A 19,801-nucleotide genomic window follows, 5' to 3' on the forward strand; every position below is an offset into this window, starting at 1 on the left:
CGGGTCGAGGATGGGAGCTTTCGGGATATGCTGACGACGGTAACGCTGGGCGACGACGGACGAACGATCGAGCTTGGCTGGAAAGACGGAACGGTGAGCCGCTTCCACGCCATGTGGCTGCGCGACAATGCGCTGGACGACAAGACGCGCAGCGCCGGCAACGGCCAGAGGCTGGTCACCATCCTCGACATTCCGGCCGAGACGCGGATCGCCGCCGCCTCGATCAAGGGCGAGTTGCTCGAAGTCACGTTCGCTCCCGAAGGCAAGACCGTCGGCTTTCCCTCCGGCTGGCTGCGCGGCCATGCCTATGATCGCCAGGAGGCACGCGAGCCCGGCTGGACGGCAGGCGACATACGGCGCTGGACGAAAGCCACGATGCAGAGTTCCGTGCCGCGCGCGGCCTATGCCGACGCCAGCCGCGACAGCAATGTGCTGCGGCAATGGCTGGCCGCGGTGCGCAGCTACGGCTTTGCCGTCATGGACGGCTTGCCTGCCGAATCCGGTTCGCTGTGCAAGGTGGCCGACCTCTTCGGCTATGTCAGGGAGACCAATTACGGACGCTGGTTCGAGGTGCGCGCCGAGGTCAATCCGAACAATCTCGCCTACACCAATCTCGGGCTGCAGGCGCATACCGACAATCCCTACCGCGATCCGGTGCCGACGCTGCAGATCCTCGCCTGCATCGAGAACACGGTCGATGGCGGCGAATCCAGTGTCGTCGACGGGTTCGCGGTGGCGGCGGCACTGCAGGCGGAAAACCCGGACGGCTTCCGGTTGCTCTCTTCCTATCCGGCGCGCTTCGAATATGCCGGCTCGTCGGGCGTGCGGCTCCAGTCCAAGCGGCCGATGATCGAGCTCGGACCCGATGGCGAACTCATCTGCATCCGCTTCAACAACCGCTCGCTGGCGCCGATCGTCGACGTGCCGTTCACCGAGATGGACAGATACTATGCAGCCTACCGCCGGTTCGCCGAATTGATCGAGGATCCGGTCTTCGAGGTGACGTTCAAGCTCGAGGCGGGAGAATCCTTCATCGTCGACAACACCCGCGTCATGCATGCGCGCAAGGCGTTTTCCGGCAGCGGCAAGCGTTGGCTGCAGGGCTGCTACGCCGACAAGGATGGCTTGCTGTCGACGCTTGCGGCGATCGAGCATGGTTTCAAGGAGGCGGCGGAATGAGCCCGAACGAATTGAACGTCGGCAACATCGTAGAGTTCATCGCCGATATCTTCGAGCGCCGCGGGGCGGAATCCTATCTCGGCGAGCCCGTCACCATGTCGCAGCATATGCTGCAGGGCGCGTGGCTGGCCGAGCAGGACGCCGCGCCGGAGGAGCTTGTGGCGGCGGCGCTGTTGCACGACATCGGCCACTACACCAGCGAGTTCGGCACCTATTCGCCCGACGACGTCGAGGACAAGCACCATGACGAGGCCGGCGGCGAGGTGCTTGCGCCGTTCTTTCCGCCGGTCATCGTCGAGTGCGTGCGGCTGCATGTCTCGGCCAAGCGTTATCTCTGCGCCACCGATCCGAGCTATTTCGGCAAGCTGTCGCCGGCTTCGGTCCACACGCTGTCGCTGCAGGGCGGACCGATGAGCGCGGAGGAAGTGGCTGAGTTCCGTAGCAATCCGTTCCACGACGAAGCGGTGCGGGTGCGCATCTGGGACGAGGGCGGCAAGGTCGCCGACACGAAGACGCGGGCTTTTCGCGACTATGTGCCGTTGCTTGAGCGCGTCGTGAAAAAGTTCGCGGCGGAAAAGGCGGCTTAGATGACAGAAGCCCGGTTGGCCGGGCTTCTGTCTTCTGCGAGCCCCGTGGGTCAGCTCTTGTGATGGACCTCCTGCAGCCCATAGACAGGCGTCGGCAAGCCGACCTGCCTGGCTTTGAGCTGTAGGGACAGATACTGCGAGTAGTGCCGCGACTGGTGGAGGTTGCCGCCGTGGAACCACAGTGCTTCCTGCTGCGTCGGCTTCCACATGTTGCGTTGCTCGCCTTCCCAGGGACCCGGATCCTTGGTGGTGGCGGAGCCGAGGCCCCAGACCTTGCCGACCTTGTCCGCCACCTCCTGTGAGATCAGGTCCGCGGCCCAGCCGTTCATCGAGCCGTAGCCGGTGGCATAGATCACCAGGTCGGCTGGCAACTCCGTGCCGTCGGCGAATTTCACGCCGGTTTCGGTGAGTTCCTGGACCGCCGCGCCCGGTCCGCTCTTCAGCTTGATCGAGCCGTCTATGACGAGGTCGCAGGCGCCGACATCGATGTAATAGCCGGAGCCGCGGCGCAGGTATTTCATGAAGAGGCCTGAGCCGTCATCGCCCCAGTCGAGCATGAAGCCGGCCTTTTCCAGGTCGGCGTAGAATTTCGCGTCGCGCTCCTTCATCTGCTCATAGAGCGGGATCTGGAACTGGTGCAGGATGCGGTAGGGGAGCGAAGCGAAGATCATGTCGGCCTTGCGCGTCGTCATGCCGTTCTCGACCGCCTGCTCCGAATAGAGCGCGCCGAGACCGATATCCATCAATGTGTCGGACTTGACGATATGGGTGGAGGAGCGCTGCACCATGGTCACGTCGGCGCCGCCTTCCCATAGTGCTGCGCAGATGTCGTGCGCCGAGTTGTTCGAGCCGATGACCACCACCTTCTTGCCACGGTATTTGTCCGGGCCGGGATGGGTCGAGGAGTGCTGCTGCTCGCCCTTGAAGATGTCCTGGCCCTTGTATCTCGGCCAGTTCGCCTTGCCGGACATGCCGGTCGCCAGCACCAGTTGCTTCGGCTTGAGCACGATCTCCTTGCCGTCGCGTTCGACGACGACGGTCCATTCCTTGGTCTTCTCGTCGTACTTGGCCGATTTGGCGGTGGTGGAGGACCAGTAGTTCAGCTCCATCACCTTGGTGTACATCTCCAGCCAGTCGCCGATCTTGTCCTTCGGCGCGAACACCGGCCAGTTCTTCGGAAAGTCGATATAGGGCAGGTGATCGTACCAGACCGGGTCGTGCAGGCAGAGCGACTTGTAGCGCTTGCGCCATGAGTCGCCCGGACGCTCGTTCTTCTCGATGATGATGGCCGGCACGCCGAGCTGCTTCAGCCTCGCGCCGAGCGCGATACCGCCCTGGCCGCCGCCGATGATCACGACATAGGGCTGCCTGGAATGGCCGAGCTCGGCGATCTCGTCGTCGCGCTCCTCGCGCCATGTCTTGCGGCCCTTGCCGTGGCCATGCTTGGCGCCGAGTGGGCGGCTGAAGCCCGCTTTCTCCTCATGGTCCTTCAGCTCCGCCATCGTGGTGAGCAAGGTCCAGATCAGGTCGCCCTTGAACCGCACAAGGCCAAAGCCGCGCGCCACGCTCGTCTCGAAGGTGATCCAGGCGGTGATGACGCCGCCGTCCTCGCTTGCTTCCTCGCCCTTGGCCACCGACCATCCGGTCGGCTTGGTGCCGGCCAGCGTCGCCTGCAGCATGTCGCGGACCTGGTTCTGACCTTCCATCGTCTTCAGGTTCCAGGTGAAGGTGACGAGGTCGCGCCAGTAGCAGTCGGCCTGGAAGCAGTTGACGGCGCTGTCGATGTCGCCGGCTTCCAGCGCCTTGCCGAATTTGTCAAGCAGCGCCTGTGCCTTGGTGGTGGGTGTTCTCTCGAGCATTTGTTCTCCTCCACTTGCTAGAGTGCGCCATGAGCAGCAAGCGGCGTGCCAACCGTGGCGCTTGTTCGTGATTGCAATGAAATCAATCTGTTAGGATGCTCTTGCGTTGTCTTGCCTGTTGCGTTTCCTGTTGCAGGCGCTACGGCGCGCCACAGCCTTGCATTATTAAAGCGCGCCGAATGAAGCGGATTCAGGCGGCGCGCTTTAAGTCCCTGTTCCGACGCATGTCGTTGTCCCAAAACCGCTGCGCACTTTTGGGCGACATGCTTAGTTGGGCGCTTCCAGCCGCAGGCGCTTCATGCGGCGATGCACCGTGGTGCGGTCGACGCCAAGACGCCGCGCGGCTTCGGAAATGTTCCAGCCGGTTGCCGCCAGCACGGCCAGCAGGGCGCCACGCTCTTCCTCGGGCGAGGGCGCGCGCAGCGCGACCAGGCTGGCGGATGGGGCCGTCGGCGCGTCGCGGAACGTGGCGAAATCAGGCAGGTCGGAAGGCTGGATCGTCTCATCGTCGCAAAGCGCCATCGCCAGATCCACGGCGTTGACGAGCTCGCGGATGTTGCCGGGCCAGTCATGGCGGATCAGCGCCAGCCGCGCCGCCGGCGACAGCCGTGCCGACCGGCCGGCAAGGCGCGCGCGCTCGCCGACCAGCCGTTCCAGCAGCCATTCGAAATCGGTGCGTTCTCGCAGTGCCGGCAAACTCAGCGAGGCGGCGTTCAGCCTATAGAACAGGTCCTCGCGGAAACGGCCCTCGGCAATCAGTTGGCGCAAGTCATGATGCGAGGCGGAGATGATCTTGATGTTGACAGGCCGAGGCGCGATGCCGCCGACCGGGACCAGTTCGCGCTCGGCGATCACACGCAAAAGCCGCGATTGCAGCGCGTAGGGCATGTCGCCGATCTCGTCGAGGAACAGCGTGCCACCGTCGGCGCTCTCGATCAGGCCCTTGCGTCCCTTGGCCGTGGCGCCGGTAAAGGCGCCCGCGGCGTGCCCGAACAGCTCGCTCTCGATCAAATGTTCCGGGATGGCCGCGCAGTTGATGGCCACGAACGGGCCGAAGCGCCCGGCGCTGTCATGCAGCGCGCGGGCGAGATGTTCCTTACCGGAACCGGTCTCGCCGTGGATCAGGATCGGGATTGTGGTGCGCGCCAGCTTGGCGGCCCTGAGCTGCATTGCCGCCATGACCGGGTCGCCGCCAGAAAGCTCGGCGATCGGTCCAGGCAGCACCTCGACGGGGGCGCGGCGTCCGCTCGACGGCTGCGGTTCGATGGCATGCGCGAACAGCGCGCTGCCGTTGCGGCCGAACACCAGCCGCTCCTCGGTCGGGCGGCCGCGCGTCAAATTCGGCAAGTCGTCGATATCCATGTCGAGGTAACGCGAGATCGGCTGGCCGACCGGCGAGGAGCGACGCCAGTCGACACCGCCAGCCTGTGCCAGGAGCAGTGCCGCGCCGCGCGTGGTGCCGAGGATGCGGCCCGACGCGTCGAGCGCGATGGCGGCTTCCGGATCGACGTCGAGGAATTCGGGCGAGCGGGAGAAGCGCAGCACCCATTCCGAATGCATCTGCGCCATCAAATTGGCGAGCTCGATGCGCCGGGCCGACGACGTCACAAGGTGAAGGGCAAGGTTCTGGCTGACCTTGGGCTGCGGCGAGCGCAGTAGCGATATGTCGAGCACGGCGGTCAATTCGCCCTTGGTGTCGAAGATCGGCGCGGCGGTGCAGGAGAGCGGCGTGTGGGTGGTGTCGAAATGGTCGGTCTGGTGAATGGTCATCGCCTCGCCGGTGACGATGCAGGAACCGACGCCGCAGGTCCCGGTGCGGCTCTCCGACCATTCGGAGCCGAGGTAGAGACCGGCCGTGCGCAACTGGTCCATGAACAGCGGGTCGCCGAGGAAGTCGACGGTGACGCCCTTGGCGTCGGCCAGCAGCAGGACATAGTTCTGGCCCGCCACCTGCTTGAATAATGTCTCTAGCCCGCTGCGGGCAATGGCGATCAGCCGCTCCGACTGCTCGCGGTGCTCGCGCAGCTGGGTATCGGGAACGATGTAGGCTTCCGTCGGCCGTGCCGGATCGAGCCGATGCGTGTCGATGCAGCGCAGCCAGGATTGAACCACGATATCGTCGCGGGCCGATCGGGCGCCGGACAATACCTGTTCGATTTCGCGTATATGCTCGCGTTCGCCAGCCATGCGTCCTCCTCGCACGTCCTTTGCCAGCGCATAGTGGTGCGTCGGCGGCGGGCGCTCAACTGTACTATGGTAGCGCGAGACTGAGCCGTTTTCACAGGCGGGTGAATTTGCACGGGACCCCATTGACGAGCCCGCGTTTTCGCTTATTGTCCGCGCCCATGAAAACGGCACTCATTCTCGTAGGCTGGCGCGTGGGCAAGGCGGTGTAACCGCCGGGCGAAAACCTCCCATGCGCATCTCACAGGCTCCCTCGGGGGCCTTTTTTATTGCCTGAAACACGACTAAACGACCAGCAAATCGCCAGATGGCGGACAGTACGGGACCAGACCGATGAGCAACGGACAGAACGAGCGGCGCGAAATGACGGGCGCGGAGATGGTGGTGCAGGCGCTGAAGGATAACGGCGTCAAGCACGTCTTCGGCTATCCGGGCGGCGCGGTTCTCCCAATCTACGACGAAATTTTTCAACAGGACGATGTCGAGCACATCCTGGTCCGGCATGAGCAGGGCGCCGGCCACGCGGCCGAAGGCTATGCGCGCTCGACCGGAAAGGCCGGCGTGCTTTTGGTGACGTCCGGTCCCGGCGCCACCAATGCGGTGACGCCGCTGCAGGACGCGCTGATGGATTCCATTCCGCTGGTCTGCCTCACCGGCCAGGTGCCGACCTCGCTGATCGGCTCCGACGCCTTCCAGGAATGCGACACGGTCGGCATCACGCGGCCCTGCACCAAGCACAATTGGCTGGTGAAGGACGTCAACCAGCTCGCCGCCACCATCCATGAGGCGTTCCATGTCGCGACCACCGGCCGGCCCGGCCCGGTGGTGGTCGATATTCCGAAGGACGTGCAGTTCGCCAAGGGCATCTATGTGCCGCCACAGACGGCGCCGCGCACCAGCTACAAGCCGAAGGTCCAGGGCGACCTGGAGAAGGTCAAGGCCGCGGTCGAGCTGATGGCCGGCGCGAAGAAGCCGATCATCTATTCGGGCGGCGGCGTCATCAATTCCGGCCCGGAAGCCAGCCATCTGCTGCGCGAGCTGGTCGACCTCACCGGCTTCCCGATCACCTCGACGCTGATGGGGCTTGGCGCTTATCCGGCATCCGGCAAGAACTGGGTCGGCATGCTCGGCATGCACGGCACCTACGAAGCCAACATGGCGATGCACGATTGCGACGTGATGATCTGCATCGGCGCGCGCTTCGACGACCGCATCACCGGCAGGCTCAACGCGTTCTCGCCGAACTCGAAGAAGATCCACATCGACATCGACCCGTCCTCGATCAACAAGAACGTGCATGCGGACGTGCCGATCCTGGGCGACGTCGGCCGCGTGCTGGAAGACCTAGTGCGGCTGTGGCGGGCGACCGCCAAGACCGACAAGAAGGCGCTTTATCCGTGGTGGGAGCAGATCGCGAAATGGCGGGCGCGGGATTCGCTCGCCTACAAGATGAACAGCGACGTCATCATGCCGCAATACGCGATCCAGCGGCTCTATGCGCTGACCAAGGATATGGACACCTACATCACCACCGAGGTCGGCCAGCATCAGATGTGGGCGGCTCAGCACTATCATTTCGAGAAGCCGAACCGCTGGATGACCTCGGGCGGCCTGGGCACGATGGGCTACGGCCTGCCGGCCGCGCTCGGCGTGCAGATCGCGCATCGCGATGCGCTGGTCATCGACATCGCCGGCGACGCTTCGGTGCAGATGACCATGCAGGAGATGAGCTCGGCGGTGCAGTATGAGGCGCCGATCAAGATCTTCATCCTCAACAACCAGTATATGGGCATGGTGCGCCAGTGGCAGCAGTTGTTGCACGGCAACCGGCTGTCACATTCCTACACCGAGGCGATGCCGGACTTCGTCAAGCTGGCGGAGGCCTATGGCGGCCACGGCATACGCTGCGACAAGCCGGATGAGCTCGACGACGCCATCAAGGAGATGATCTCGGTGAAGAAGCCGGTTCTGTTCGACTGCCGCGTGGCGACCTTGGCCAACTGCTTCCCGATGATCCCGTCGGGCAAGGCGCATAACGAGATGCTCCTGCCCGACGAGGCGACCGACGAGGCGGTGGCCAACGCCATCGACGCCAAGGGCAGGGAACTGGTGTAGGTGGCCGCCAAGGCAGGGCTGTCGCGAGAAGCCATGCGCAAACAGAGAATTAGCTCAAAAATCTGAAATAGAGATTCACGTCATGAACGCACAGCTTCAGCCGACCGGCTCGGCATACTTCATCGCCAAGGAAACCGAGAAGCCGGAAACGCACACGCTTTCCGTGCTCGTCGATAACGAGCCGGGCGTGCTTGCCCGCGTCATCGGCCTGTTCTCCGGCCGTGGCTACAACATCGAAAGTCTGACGGTCTCCGAGACCGAGCATGAAAAACATCTGTCGCGCATCACCATCGTGACGCGCGGTACGCCGCATGTGATGGAGCAGATCAAGCATCAGCTCGAGCGCATCGTGCCGGTGCACCGGGTGGTCGACCTGACCGTGCGCTCGCATGAGCTTGGGCAGGAGCGGCCGCTGGAGCGGGAACTCGCGCTCGTCAAGGTCGCCGGTACCGGCGATGCCCGGGTCGAGGCGCTTCGCCTTGCGGATGCTTTCCGCGCCTCGGTCATCGACGCCAACACCGAGCATTTCATCTTCGAGATCACCGGCAAGGGCTCCAAGCTCGACCAGTTCATCGCCATCATGAAGCCGCTCGGCCTGGTCGAGATCTGCCGCACCGGCGTCGCCGCGATGAACCGTGGCCCGCAAGGGATGTAACCAGGACGGTCAGCCTGTTTTCAGCTTTTGGCCCGGCGGTTGCCCGCCGCTGGCTTTTGCGCGTTTGCTAAAAGGACAGTAAGGCTGACATATCTGGGAGGATATCATGTCGGCTGACGCATTCCTTGCCCTTTTGGTCTATGCCCTGGTGACCTCGATCACGCCAGGGCCGAACAATCTGATGCTGCTGACATCCGGCGTCAATTTCGGCATCGTCAGAACGATCCCGCATATGCTCGGCATCAGCATCGGCTTTTTCGTCCTGCTTTTGGCCGTGGGCCTTGGCCTCGGCGCGGTGCTGACGGCGGTGCCTGCGCTGCACACCGCGTTGAAGGTCGCGGGCGCGGCCTATCTGCTCTATCTCGCCTGGAAGATCGCGATGTCGCGCTCGTTGAGCGGCAAGGGCGAGGCGGAGGCGAAGCCGATGCGCTTCATCGATGCGGCGGCCTTCCAGTGGGTCAATCCCAAGGCATGGGTGATGGCGATCACCGCCATGGCCGTCTACACCAACGCCGACCACCCGTTCATTTCGGTGATGCTAATCTCGGCCGCCTTCGCCATCGTCAACCTGCCCAGTGTGTCCGTCTGGGCTGGTTTCGGTACCGCGCTGCGCGGCTTCCTGTCGGATCCGGTGCGGCTGAAATGGTTCAACATCGCCATGGGTGTGCTGCTCGCGGCGACGCTGTGGCCGATGCTGCGCTGAGAGCGTTTTTTTGGACCGATGCGAGGGTCCGCGACGGCATATTAGCCGGCTGCCCAACATTTGTGCACTGCACATTAAATCTTCGTAATGCCGCGGTTTGGCCCTTTTCCGCCAGAGCCTTGTCCTATCTATTCGGCGAAAATCGCGGCGAAGGGCCGTGAATCGAGCTAAGATGGACCACCGGGATCGGCGTGTCGGGTAGAAGGCTTATTTGTCGATGCGCGGGAAAATCATCTTTGCAGTTGTAGCGGTCGCCTGTCTGGCGGGCGCCGGGCTCTATTCTTCGCCCTCGACGTTGGCCAAGGTCCAGCAGCTCATTTCGGGCAGGCAGGCTGGCACGACCACCGCGGACAAGACGGCAAGCGGTGATAAAACCGGGGGCGGCGACAAGACGGCCAATGCATCGGACACCGCGAAGGGCGGCGGGGCGCGCTCGGCCTCGATCGTTGCGGCGACCGCGACGACCGCCGATTTCCCGATACGCCGTTATGCCATCGGCTTCGTGTCGTCGCCGGCGGTGGTGAGCATCAATGCTCGCATCTCCAGCCAGATCGTGTCGATCGACGTCAAGGACGGCCAGATGGTCAAGGCCGGCGACGTTCTGTTCCAGCTCGACGACCGCGCGTTGAAGGCGCAACTTGCCAAGGATCAGGCCGCTTTAGCCAAGGACCAGGCGCTGCTTGCCAGTTCGAATTCCGATCTCCAGCGCGCCAAGGACCTTGTCGCCAAGCAGGCCGGAACCCAGCAAACCTATGATCAGGCGGTGGCGGCGCAGAAGGCAGCGTCCGCGACCGTCGATGCCGACAAGGCGACGATCGACGCCGATAATGTCCAGCTCGGCTTTGCCACGATCACGGCGCCGATCGCGGGCAGGCTCGGCGCCGTCAACGTCTCGGTCGGCGACCTTGTCACCGTAAGCAACGGCAACTCCAGCACGGCGACCCCGCTGGTCACCATCACGCAGATCGACCCGCTGCAGGTGAACTTCACGCTGCCCGAGAGCAACCTTGCGCTGTTGCACAAGGCTCTGGCCGACCCGCAGCAAGGCGACGTGACGCTGACCAAGGACGACGATCCCACGCCGATCGGCAAGGGCACGCTCGATTTCGTCGATTCCAGCGTCGATACGGCCTCCGGCACCATCGCCACGCGGGCGAGCATACCGAATCCGGATCTGTCGCTGTGGCCGGGGCAATATGTGGACGTGGTGCTCGAGGCAGGCACGATGCCGCAGATGACCTCGGTTCCGACGGTCGCGGTGCAGCCCAGCCAGAAGGGCCCGTTCGTCTATGTGGTCAAGCCGGACAACACCGTGGAGATGCGGCCGGTGCAGGTGGCGCTGACGGTGGGCCAGAACAGCGCCATCAGCGATGGCCTGAAGAGCGGCGAGAAGGTCGTCGTCGAAGGCCAGACACGATTGAAGAACGGCGCGGCGGTGCATGAAGGCAGCGCGGCCAGCGGCGGTGGGCAGGCTACGCCCAAGGTTGCGGAGGCCGACAAGGCCGGCGGGGCGAGCCAATGATCTCCGAATTCTGCATCCGCAAGCCTGTCGCCACCCTTTTGATGTCGTTCGCCCTCGTGCTGGGCGGAATTTTTGCCTACAAGTTCCTGCCGGTGGCGGCGCTGCCCAGCGCCGAATTTCCGGTGGTCAATGTCTCGGCCTCGCTGCCCGGCGCTTCGCCGGAGACGATGGCGACATCGGTTGCGACGCCGTTGATCAAGCAATTCGCGACGATCGCCGGCATCGATTCGATCTCGACCACCAACTCGCTCGGCCAGACCTCGATCGCCATCCAGTTCGTGCTCAACCGCAACATCGACGCGGCGGCCGCCGACGTCCAGGCAGCGATCGCGCGCACGCAGAAATCGCTGCCGCCGCAGATGACGTCGCCGCCGAGCTATCGCAAGGTCAATCCGGCCGATGCGCCGATCCTTTTGATGTCGCTGGTCAGCGACACGGTTCCGATGACCGATCTCGACGCCTTCGCCGAAAACGTCATTTCGCCGTCGCTGTCGACCATCGACGGCGTGGCCCAGGTTTCGATCTTCGGCCAGCAGAAATACGCGGTGCGCATCCAGATCGATCCGACCGCGCTTGCCGCGCGCGGTATCTCGATCGACCAGCTGCAGGCGGCCGTCGCCTCGGCCAACAGCAACACGCCGCTCGGGGTGCTGCAGAACAACAAGCAGCAGCTCACCATCACCGCCAACACCCAGCTCACCGACGCGGCCGGCTTCTCCAACCTCATCATCGCCACCAAGAACGGCCACCCGGTCCGGCTGGGTGAGGTGACGCGGGTCGTCGATTCCGTGCAGACCACGACGACCGCGAGCTGGTACGATGGTACCCGCGCGATCATCATGGCCGTGCAGCGCCAGCCCGACGCCAACACCGTCGACGTCGTAGACAAGGTCAAGGCGATGCTGCCGTCCTTCCAGGACCAGATGCCGGCGGCCGCGCAGATCAAGCTGCTCAACGACCGTTCGACCTCGATTCGCCAGGCCGTCGACGACGTGCAGTTCACGCTGCTCTTGACCATTGCTCTCGTGGTGATGGTGATCTTCGTGTTCCTGCGCAGGGTAACGGCGACGATCATCCCGGCCGTGGCGGTGCCGATCTCGCTGATCGCCACGCTCGGCGCGATGTTCCTGTTCGGCTTCTCGATCGACAACATCTCGCTGATGGGATTGACTTTAGCCGTCGGCCTTGTCGTCGACGACGCCATCGTCATGCTGGAAAACATCTTCCGCCATATGGAGGAAGACGGCCTGTCGGCTTTCGACGCCTCGCTGAAGGGCGCGCGCGAGATCGGCTTCACCATCATCTCGATCTCGATCTCGCTGGTGGCGGTGTTCATCCCGGTGCTTTTGATGGGCGGCGTCATCGGCCGCATCTTCAACGAATTCGCCGTCGTGGTGACCGTCGCCATCCTGGCCTCCATGTTCGTGTCCCTGACGCTGACGCCTATGCTCTGCTCGCGCCTGCTGTCGGTGAGCAAGGCGGATCGCGAAAAGCATGCTCCCGGTCACAGGCCGGACCTCATCACGCGCGGATACGACCGGATCCTGGGCTTCTGCCTGCGAAACACTTTCCTGGTGTTCCTCGTCTTCGTCGCGACCGCGGCGGCGTCGGTGTGGCTGATCCAGGTTTCGCCGAAGGGCTTCTTTCCGCAGGAGGATATCAGCCAGATCTCGGTGACCACCATCGCGCGCCAGGACATCTCGTTCGACGCCATGGCGAAGCTGCAAGGGCAAGTGGCCGGCGTGTTCTCGAAGTCGCCCTATGTCGACCATGTGGCCTGGTCGGCGGGCAGCGGCAACAACGCCCTCAACCAGGGGCAGCTCTTCGTCCAGCTCAAGGGCAAGGATCAGCGTCCCAACATCGAGAAGGTGCTATCGGATCTGAGGCGCCAGCTGTCGGGCGTCGCGGGCATCGAGACCTATATGCAACCGGTGCAGAACCTGCGGCTCGGTTCGCGGTCATCCGCCAGCGCCTACCAGCTCGTGGTGCAGGGCCTGGATACCGGCCAGACCGATATCTGGGCGCAGAAGCTCAACGACGCGATGGCGGCCGACCACACGAAATTCACCGACGTCACAAGCGATCTGCAGAACAACGCCCTGCAGGCGTCGCTGGTGATCGATCGCGACAAGGCCGCCCAGCTCGGCATCGATACCGACACGCTGCGCTCCGCGCTCTATGGCGGCTTCGGCACCGATCAGGTCTCGACCATCTTCGGTTCGGCCGACAGCTATGCGGTGATCACCGAGCTCGATCCCAAGATCGAATGGTCGCCGGAGCATATGCTTGCCATCCAGATGCGGACGGCCAGCGGCAGCCTGGTTCCGCTGGGCGCTTTCGCGCGGGTCGATCGCACAGCCGGCGCGCTGACGGTCAATCAGCTCGGCCAGCTTCCGGCGGTGACGATCTCCTACAATCTGCCGCAGGGCGTCTCGCTCGGCGACACGGTAACCCGCATCGACCAGCTCAAGGAGCAGATCGGCATGCCGACGGCGATCTCGACCAGCTTCGCCGGCACGGCCAAGACCTTCCAGGATTCGCTTGCCAACCAGGGCCTGCTGATCGGCGGCGCGATCCTGACGATCTATATCGTGCTCGGCATGCTCTATGAGAGCTTCATCCACCCGCTCACCATCCTCACCGGCCTGCCGTCGGCGGTGCTTGGCGCGGTGGTGGCGCTGCGCTTCGCCGGCATGGACCTGTCGGTGATCGCGGTGATCGGCATCCTGATGCTGATCGGCATCGTCAAGAAGAACGGCATCATGATGGTCGACGTCGCGCTGGAGCTCAGGCGACAGGGCATGTCGGCGAAGGAGTCCATCCACAAGGCCTGCCTGATGCGTTTCCGGCCGATCATGATGACGACGCTTGCCGCGCTGATGGGCACGTTCCCGATCGCGCTCGGCACCGGCGCCAGCGCCGAGCTTCGCCAGCCGCTCGGTGTCGCGGTGGTCGGCGGCCTGCTCGCCTCGCAGGCACTGACGCTGTTCGTCACTCCGGTGATCTACGTCTATTTCGAGAATTTCTCCGGCTGGCTGCTCGGCTTCTCCTCAAGGAAGAGCAGTCCGGCGCTACATGTGGTGGAAAGCGGCGAGCAAGCCTCGCTGTTCGACACCAACGACGACATCCCGCAAAAGACCGCCGCCGAATAGGCGGCGGCTCTGGCCCAAGCCGTCATGCTTGCGGCGCGATGTGGGCAATCGTAACGTCGTGCGATGTCCCATGATCATGATCACGACAACGAGCTCGATCCGTTCGCGGCGCGCGTGCGCGCGCTGGAGACGATCCTCACCCAAAAGGGCCTGATCGATCCCGCGGCCATCGACGTCATCGTCGATACCTATGAGACCAAGATCGGTCCGCGCAACGGCGCGCGGGTGGTGGCAAAGGCCTGGAGGGATTCGGCTTACGCCGACTGGCTGAAGCGCGATGCGACCGCGGCGATTGAATCGCTCTCCTATTCCGGCCGCCAGGGCGAGCACATGCAGGCCGTGTTCAACACCGAGGAGACGCACAACCTCGTCGTCTGCACGCTCTGCTCCTGCTATCCGTGGTCGGTGCTCGGCCTGCCACCGGTCTGGTACAAGGCACCGCCTTACCGCTCGCGGGCGGTGATCGATCCGCGCGGCGTGCTGGAGGAGTTCGGACTGACGCTGCCGGCGCAGAAGAAGATCCGCGTCTGGGATTCGACGGCCGAGCTTCGCTACCTGGTGGTGCCGATGCGGCCCAAGGGCACCGATGGCTGGAGCGAGGAACGGCTCGCCGGGCTAGTCAGCCGCGATGCGATGATCGGCACGGCAGTCGCGAAGGAACCGGCATGAACGGACCGCAGGATCTCGGCGGGCAGATGGGTTTCGGGCCGGTCGCGCCCGAGAGAGACGAGCCTTATTTCCATGCGGCATGGGAAAAGCGGGCGCTGGGCGTGACACTAACGGCCGGCGGCATGGGCGCCTGGAACATTGACGAGAGCCGGCATGCGCGGGAATCGCTGCATCCCGCCGATTATTATTCGTCGAGCTACTACCAGATCTGGATCAAGGCGCTGGAAGTGCTGCTGAAGCGCCACGGCTTCATCACCGAGCGCGACCTTGCCGCCGGCAAGGCGGTCGATCCGGCCGCGACGCCGAAGAGAGTGCTGAAGGCGGCGGACGTGCCGGCCGTGCTCGCCAAGGGCGGCCCGTGCGATCGGCCCGTCGATACCCCGGCGCGTTTCCAGGCGGGCGATCACGTGCGGACGAAGAACTTCAACCCGACCGGCCATACGCGCCTGCCGCGCTACGCCCGTGGCAAGACAGGGACGATCGAGGCCGTTCGCGACGGCTTCGTCTTCCCCGACAGCAATGCGCATGGCAAGGGTGAGAACCCGCAATGGGTCTACACGGTGGTGTTCGACGGGAGCGAGATCTGGGGCGAGGGCGCCGATCCGACGCTCAGTGTCTCGATCGATGCCTGGGAGAGTTATCTTGAGCCGGCATGAAGATGCGTTGCCGGCGGGTTTCGACGAGCCGGTCTTTGCCGAGCCCTGGCAGGCGGAAGCCTTCGCCCTGACGGTTGCGCTGCACGGCAAAGGCCTGTTTTCGTGGAGCGAGTGGGCGGAGGCCTTGTCCGCCGAGGTGAAGCAGCCGGGCGCGGCTTGCGACGGGCACGACTATTACGAGCATTGGCTGGCGGCGCTGGAAAAGCTGCTGTCGCGAAAGGGGATTGCCGGCAAGGGCGAGGTGGACGAGCTCGCCGCCGCGTGGGAACGCGCCGCGCACGCCACGCCGCATGGCAAGCCGATCCTGCTGGAGAACGATCCGGGGCTCTGATCGCAGCTTGCCGGCAGTGGGACAAGTTTAGGCTTCTGTTATCTCAGTCTGGATTTCGCCCCGATGTTCGGTTGCAAATATCGGCGCTGCCTGCAACCGTGCCGTCACTATGGAAAAACCTCCCGCGCCATGGCCCTTGCTGCAACTCGCGATCGAGCCGAAGTCGAGAGCCGATGAGGAGAAGTTGCGTGTCGCCTTATCGACGCTTGCAGAGAAGCTGCCTGGCTTTGAGGTGAAGCGGGACGTGGAATCGGGCCAGACGATCATCGCCGCGATGACCGAGCTTGACCTCGACATCATTTTCTATCGCTTGACCCGCGAGTTCAACGTCGCGGTCAATGTCGGCGCGCCACAAGTGGCCTATCGCGAAACGATTACCCTCGCCTGCGAACAAGACTATACGCATAAGAGGCAGGTTGGCGGCCACGGACAGTTCGCCCGAGTCAAGATTCTGTTCGAGCCCAGCGGGCGCAATGCGGAGTTCGTGTTTCTTTCGAAGACCGCCGGAGTTGCGGTTCCCGAAGACTATGTCATGGGGGTCCAGGCCGGATTGCGCAGCATCCTGTCCTCCGGTCCCTTCGCGGGCTTTCCGATGATCGGCATCAAGGCAACCTTGGTGGACGGCGCCTGTCACGACACCGATTCTTCGGCTTTGGCCTTCGAGGTCGCCGGCCGCGCTTGCTTCAAAGAGGCTGCGCCCAAGCTCGGCGTGCAATTGCTGGAGCCGATCATGAGGGTCGAGGTGGTTACGCCGGAAATCTATGTCATCAGCATTATCGGCGACCTGCATGACCGCCGCGGTCTGGTCAAGAGTCGGATAAGCCGCGGCGAGGCCATCGTCATCAACGCGATGGTGCCGCTGGCCACCATGTTCAAGTACGTCGACAACCTGCACTCGATGAGCCATGACTGCGCGACCTACACGATGCAGTTCGACCACTACGCGCCCGTTCCGACGGCTGACCGCGGCCCGCCGCCGGCAGTGGCTGCCTACGGCTGACTTGTTCTTCGTCGGAGCCAACCGAGGCACTGCGGTTTTGTTCTCTTTACGTTCCTGTTCGGGGCTGATAGCCTGACTTTGCGGAGGCGCCAGCGATTGCCACCGACAACGGTCGATATGGCGGCCAATCTTGTCTTTCGTCTGCGAATCCGGTCTGTCGCACTGATGGAATTTTCTCCCCAACAGGATGAGGCTTTGAAAGCGGTCGGGCGCTGGCTCAAAGAGGGCCGGCCGCAGGTTTTTCGGCTGTTCGGCTATGCCGGCACCGGCAAGACGACGCTGGCGCGCTATTTCGCCGAGCATGTCGACGGGCAGGTGCAGTTCGCCGCCTTCACCGGCAAGGCGGCGCAGGTGCTGCGCTCCAAGGGCGCGACCAACGCCCGCACCATCCATTCGCTGATCTACAGGCCCAAGGGCGAGGAATCGGTCGAGGACGAGGTGACCGGCAAGACCTCGATGTCGCCAACCTTTTCGCTCAATCGGCAAAGCCCGATTTCGCGCGCCAAGCTCGTCGTCATCGACGAATGCTCGATGGTCGACGAGCAGCTCGGCCGCGACCTGCAGAGCTTCGGCACGCCGATCCTGGTGCTCGGTGATCCGGCGCAGCTGCCGCCGATCTCGGGCGGCGGCTTCTTCACCGAGCATGAGCCGGATGTGCTGCTCACCGAAATCCACCGCCAGGCGCGCGACAATCCCATCATCCGGCTGGCCCTCGACGTGCGCGAGGGTCGCGAATTCATGCATGGCGATTATGGCACCGCGCAAGTGATCGGCAGGGAAGGCGTCACCCAGGATCTGGTGCTCAAGGCCGATCAGGTGCTGGTCGGCACCAATCGCACAAGGCGGCGCTATAACCAGCGGCTGCGCGAACTGAAGGGTTTCAACGCCGACTTCCCGCAGGCCGGCGACAAGCTGGTCTGCCTGCGCAACGACCCGGCCAAGGGGCTGCTCAACGGCTCGCTATGGAAGGTGATGACCTCCTCGCGCGAGACGGTGAAGCCCGGCATCAACTTGCTTGTCTCGCCGGAAGAGGACGACCCAGACCGCGGCGTCGCCAAGATCAAGCTGCTCAAGGCGGCGTTCGAGGATCCGGACGCCGAAATCCCCTGGCAGCAGAAGAAGCGTTTCGACGATTTCGACTACGGCTACGCCTTGACCGTGCACAAGGCGCAGGGCTCACAGTGGAACGACGTCGTGCTGTTCGACGAGAGCTGGGCCTTCAAGGAGACAAGGCAGCGCTGGCTTTACACCGCCATCACCCGGGCAGCCGAGCGACTGACGGTCGTACGCTAAGGTTGTCGATATTCAGGTGAGGCCGGCCTGCAAATGGCGGCTTCCTGCGCTTCCGGTGCTCACGTACTTTAGTACGCTCCGCTCCGGCCTTCGCCGGCCGAAGCCCTCATAAATGTTTCCGCTCTATGAAGGCTACGGCCGGCGTAGGCCGGTTCTCGGAATCCACCATTTTCGACTCGGCCTGACCTGAATCTCGACAACCCTAGTCCTTCGGCCTTGCGCCAAGCCATTGCCAGGCAGCTTCTTCATCGTCGACGCCGAAACGTCTGAATTCGAACGGCAGCGCCTTAGGGAAGACGCCGGTGACGAGGTAGGCCCAATTCGGCTCGCCGACGACAGCGCAACGCACGACATGTTCCAGCGCGTCGGCCACGCCCTGCTTGACCGTATCTTGCGAAATGTTGGCCCAGTCGACGCTTTCCGCGTCGGTCAGCCTGACCAGCACGTCGATCCTTGGATGCAGCGCATAGGCCGCCTCCAGCAGGCCGAAGAGGTTTTCCGCGTCGGCCGGCGAGATATCGCCGACGACGTCGATGGCGAAAAGCGCGTCGCGGTTGGTTTCAATGCGGCGGACCGCCGGCACGGCTTCGAGGAAATTCACAGGTAGATCCTTACGTTAGCCTCCATCTATCCCCTGGAACACCCGAAACCCTCTATCTGTTCCCGTCAAAGGCGGTATAGATGCCCGCCGATCCACTGGACCCAGCTCATGCCCGCCAAGCTTTCGGTCAATCTCAACGCCGTCGCCATGCTACGCAACCGCCGCGACCTGCCATGGCCGAGCGTCACCGGGCTTGGCCGCATCGCCCTTGCCGCCGGCGCGCACGGGCTGACGGTGCATCCGAGGCCCGACGAGCGGCACACCAGGCATTCCGACCTGCCTGAGATCAGGGCGCTGATCGACGACGAATTTCCCAAGGCTGAATTCAACATCGAGGGCTATCCGACCGAGGATTTCCTGGCGCTTGTCGAGAAAAGCCAGCCCGAGCAGGTGACGCTGGTGCCGGACGATCCGGCGCAGGCGACTTCGGACCATGGCTGGAACTTCGTCGCCCAGGCGGCGTTCCTCACTCCGGTCGTCAAGCGGCTGAAGAAAAGCGGGTTTCGCGTGTCGCTGTTTTCCGACGCCGATCCTGACGGGGTGAACGCGGCTCGCGATACCGGCGCCGACCGGATCGAGCTCTATACCGGCCCCTATGGCGGCTTCCATTCCGATACCGCAAAGGCGGCGAAGGAACTGGAAAGACTGGGAAAAACCGCTGACGCGGCATTCAAGGCCGGGCTTGGCGTCAATGCCGGCCACGACCTGACCGTGCAGAACCTGCCGGCGCTGGCAAAACGTATTCCGGCATTGGCCGAAGTATCGATCGGACATGGGTTGACAGCCGATGCGCTGGAGTATGGCATGGCCGGCACGGTCGGGCGGTTCTTGAAGGCCTGCGGATGGTAGGGCGCCTTGCGTAGTTTCGGCGGTTTTGGAGCGTCTCGCGCGTTGCGGCGACCTCGGGGCGTGACGAATCCGGTGAAATGGGGTTCATGGTGCTAGCCAACGCCAGCGAGACGGACCCCCTATGTGGAACAGCCCAACATTCCGCGCGCCTTGGCCATCTGCTGCAAGCAGGGCTGGAAGTTCGACATCATGACGACGTCGTTCTTCCTGTCGCGGCGCTCGCTGAAGGCGTCGCCCAATTCCGGCGTGCCGGTCTGGCAGGACCGGATGTTCATCAGCCTGGCGCGAACGGCGGCGGACGCGACGGAGTATTCCCAGATTCCGACCGGGCGCGTGGTCGAGATCGGCACGCAGGTCGCCATTTGACGAGATCGATTTCTACCGGATGCATAAGCCTGCGCATTGCGTATATGAAAGCCCTGCGTTGGCAGCATGAGAGCCCCCAC

At 63.7% G+C, this 19,801-nt stretch carries 15 protein-coding genes and 2 pseudogenes; 14 read left to right on the forward strand and 3 right to left on the reverse strand.

Annotation, left to right across the window (positions count from 1 at the left end):
* Positions 1 to 27 precede the first annotated feature (27 nt).
* Both tmpA and tmpB read left to right on the forward strand, forming a co-directional pair.
* Positions 28 to 1,179: a 2-trimethylaminoethylphosphonate dioxygenase gene (gene tmpA / locus AC0YKC_RS07570; RefSeq protein WP_488510663.1), complete on the forward strand. Its 1,152-nt coding sequence runs from the start codon at positions 28 to 30 to the stop codon at positions 1,177 to 1,179.
* Positions 1,176 to 1,766 (forward strand): (R)-1-hydroxy-2-trimethylaminoethylphosphonate oxygenase, encoded by a 591-nt coding sequence (tmpB, locus tag AC0YKC_RS07575; RefSeq protein ID WP_488510664.1) that lies wholly within the window; start codon positions 1,176 to 1,178, stop codon positions 1,764 to 1,766. The genes tmpA and tmpB overlap by 4 nt, the downstream gene beginning before the upstream one ends.
* 50 nt (positions 1,767 to 1,816) lie before the next feature.
* On the opposite strand, the gene AC0YKC_RS07580 is transcribed toward tmpB, so the two are convergent.
* The gene (locus AC0YKC_RS07580) at positions 1,817 to 3,625 is read right to left on the reverse strand and encodes an NAD(P)-binding domain-containing protein (protein WP_488510665.1); all 1,809 of its coding nucleotides are present in this window, start codon (positions 3,623 to 3,625) and stop codon (positions 1,817 to 1,819) included.
* 267 nt (positions 3,626 to 3,892) lie between these two features.
* Complete coding sequence (locus tag AC0YKC_RS07585; RefSeq protein WP_488510666.1) at positions 3,893 to 5,812, reverse strand: sigma-54-dependent Fis family transcriptional regulator; 1,920 nt, start codon at positions 5,810 to 5,812, stop codon at positions 3,893 to 3,895.
* A 330-nt stretch (positions 5,813 to 6,142) separates the two neighbouring features.
* Between AC0YKC_RS07585 and AC0YKC_RS07590 the strand changes: the two genes are divergently transcribed.
* From AC0YKC_RS07590 to AC0YKC_RS07635, 10 genes and pseudogenes are all read left to right on the forward strand, one after another.
* Positions 6,143 to 7,924, forward strand: coding sequence for an acetolactate synthase 3 large subunit (locus AC0YKC_RS07590; protein WP_488510667.1), 1,782 nt, complete (start codon positions 6,143 to 6,145; stop codon positions 7,922 to 7,924).
* Between the two features lie 82 nt (positions 7,925 to 8,006).
* Positions 8,007 to 8,579: an acetolactate synthase small subunit gene (ilvN, locus tag AC0YKC_RS07595; protein ID WP_042644054.1), complete on the forward strand. Its 573-nt coding sequence runs from the start codon at positions 8,007 to 8,009 to the stop codon at positions 8,577 to 8,579.
* 106 nt (positions 8,580 to 8,685) lie between these two features.
* Entirely contained in the window at positions 8,686 to 9,282 is a 597-nt protein-coding gene (locus AC0YKC_RS07600) for a LysE family translocator (RefSeq protein WP_320295194.1), read from the forward strand.
* A gap of 217 nt (positions 9,283 to 9,499) precedes the next feature.
* Positions 9,500 to 10,804, forward strand: a complete 1,305-nt coding sequence (locus AC0YKC_RS07605; RefSeq protein ID WP_488510668.1) for an efflux RND transporter periplasmic adaptor subunit — start codon at positions 9,500 to 9,502, stop codon at positions 10,802 to 10,804.
* Positions 10,801 to 13,956: an efflux RND transporter permease subunit gene (locus AC0YKC_RS07610; RefSeq protein WP_488510669.1), complete on the forward strand. Its 3,156-nt coding sequence runs from the start codon at positions 10,801 to 10,803 to the stop codon at positions 13,954 to 13,956. Before AC0YKC_RS07605 ends, AC0YKC_RS07610 begins: the two co-directional genes overlap by 4 nt.
* Positions 13,957 to 14,019: 63 nt before the next feature.
* Positions 14,020 to 14,625 (forward strand): nitrile hydratase subunit alpha, encoded by a 606-nt coding sequence (gene nthA / locus AC0YKC_RS07615; RefSeq protein WP_488510670.1) that lies wholly within the window; start codon positions 14,020 to 14,022, stop codon positions 14,623 to 14,625.
* Complete coding sequence (gene nthB / locus AC0YKC_RS07620) at positions 14,622 to 15,281, forward strand: nitrile hydratase subunit beta (protein ID WP_488510671.1); 660 nt, start codon at positions 14,622 to 14,624, stop codon at positions 15,279 to 15,281. The genes nthA and nthB overlap by 4 nt, the downstream gene beginning before the upstream one ends.
* The gene (locus AC0YKC_RS07625) at positions 15,268 to 15,612 is read left to right on the forward strand and encodes a nitrile hydratase accessory protein (protein WP_320295199.1); all 345 of its coding nucleotides are present in this window, start codon (positions 15,268 to 15,270) and stop codon (positions 15,610 to 15,612) included. The genes nthB and AC0YKC_RS07625 overlap by 14 nt, the downstream gene beginning before the upstream one ends.
* Before the next feature lie 97 nt (positions 15,613 to 15,709).
* Positions 15,710 to 16,612 (forward strand): annotated as a pseudogene (locus AC0YKC_RS07630) (translation factor GTPase family protein); the annotation flags it as partial.
* A gap of 165 nt (positions 16,613 to 16,777) precedes the next feature.
* Positions 16,778 to 17,905, forward strand: coding sequence for an ATP-dependent DNA helicase (locus AC0YKC_RS07635; RefSeq protein WP_320295200.1), 1,128 nt, complete (start codon positions 16,778 to 16,780; stop codon positions 17,903 to 17,905).
* Between the two features lie 202 nt (positions 17,906 to 18,107).
* Here AC0YKC_RS07635 and AC0YKC_RS07640 read toward each other — a convergent pair whose 3' ends face one another.
* Positions 18,108 to 18,506, reverse strand: a complete 399-nt coding sequence (locus AC0YKC_RS07640; RefSeq protein WP_320295201.1) for a SpoIIAA family protein — start codon at positions 18,504 to 18,506, stop codon at positions 18,108 to 18,110.
* Positions 18,507 to 18,614: 108 nt separating this feature from the next.
* Between AC0YKC_RS07640 and AC0YKC_RS07645 the strand changes: the two genes are divergently transcribed.
* Together AC0YKC_RS07645 and AC0YKC_RS07650 are read left to right on the forward strand one after the other, a co-directional pair.
* Positions 18,615 to 19,355, forward strand: a complete 741-nt coding sequence (locus AC0YKC_RS07645) for a pyridoxine 5'-phosphate synthase (RefSeq protein ID WP_434723292.1) — start codon at positions 18,615 to 18,617, stop codon at positions 19,353 to 19,355.
* A 120-nt stretch (positions 19,356 to 19,475) separates the two neighbouring features.
* Positions 19,476 to 19,721 (forward strand): annotated as a pseudogene (locus AC0YKC_RS07650) (KUP/HAK/KT family potassium transporter); the annotation flags it as partial.
* Positions 19,722 to 19,801 lie beyond the last annotated feature (80 nt).

This window comes from Mesorhizobium sp. CNPSo 4661, from assembly GCF_057784215.1.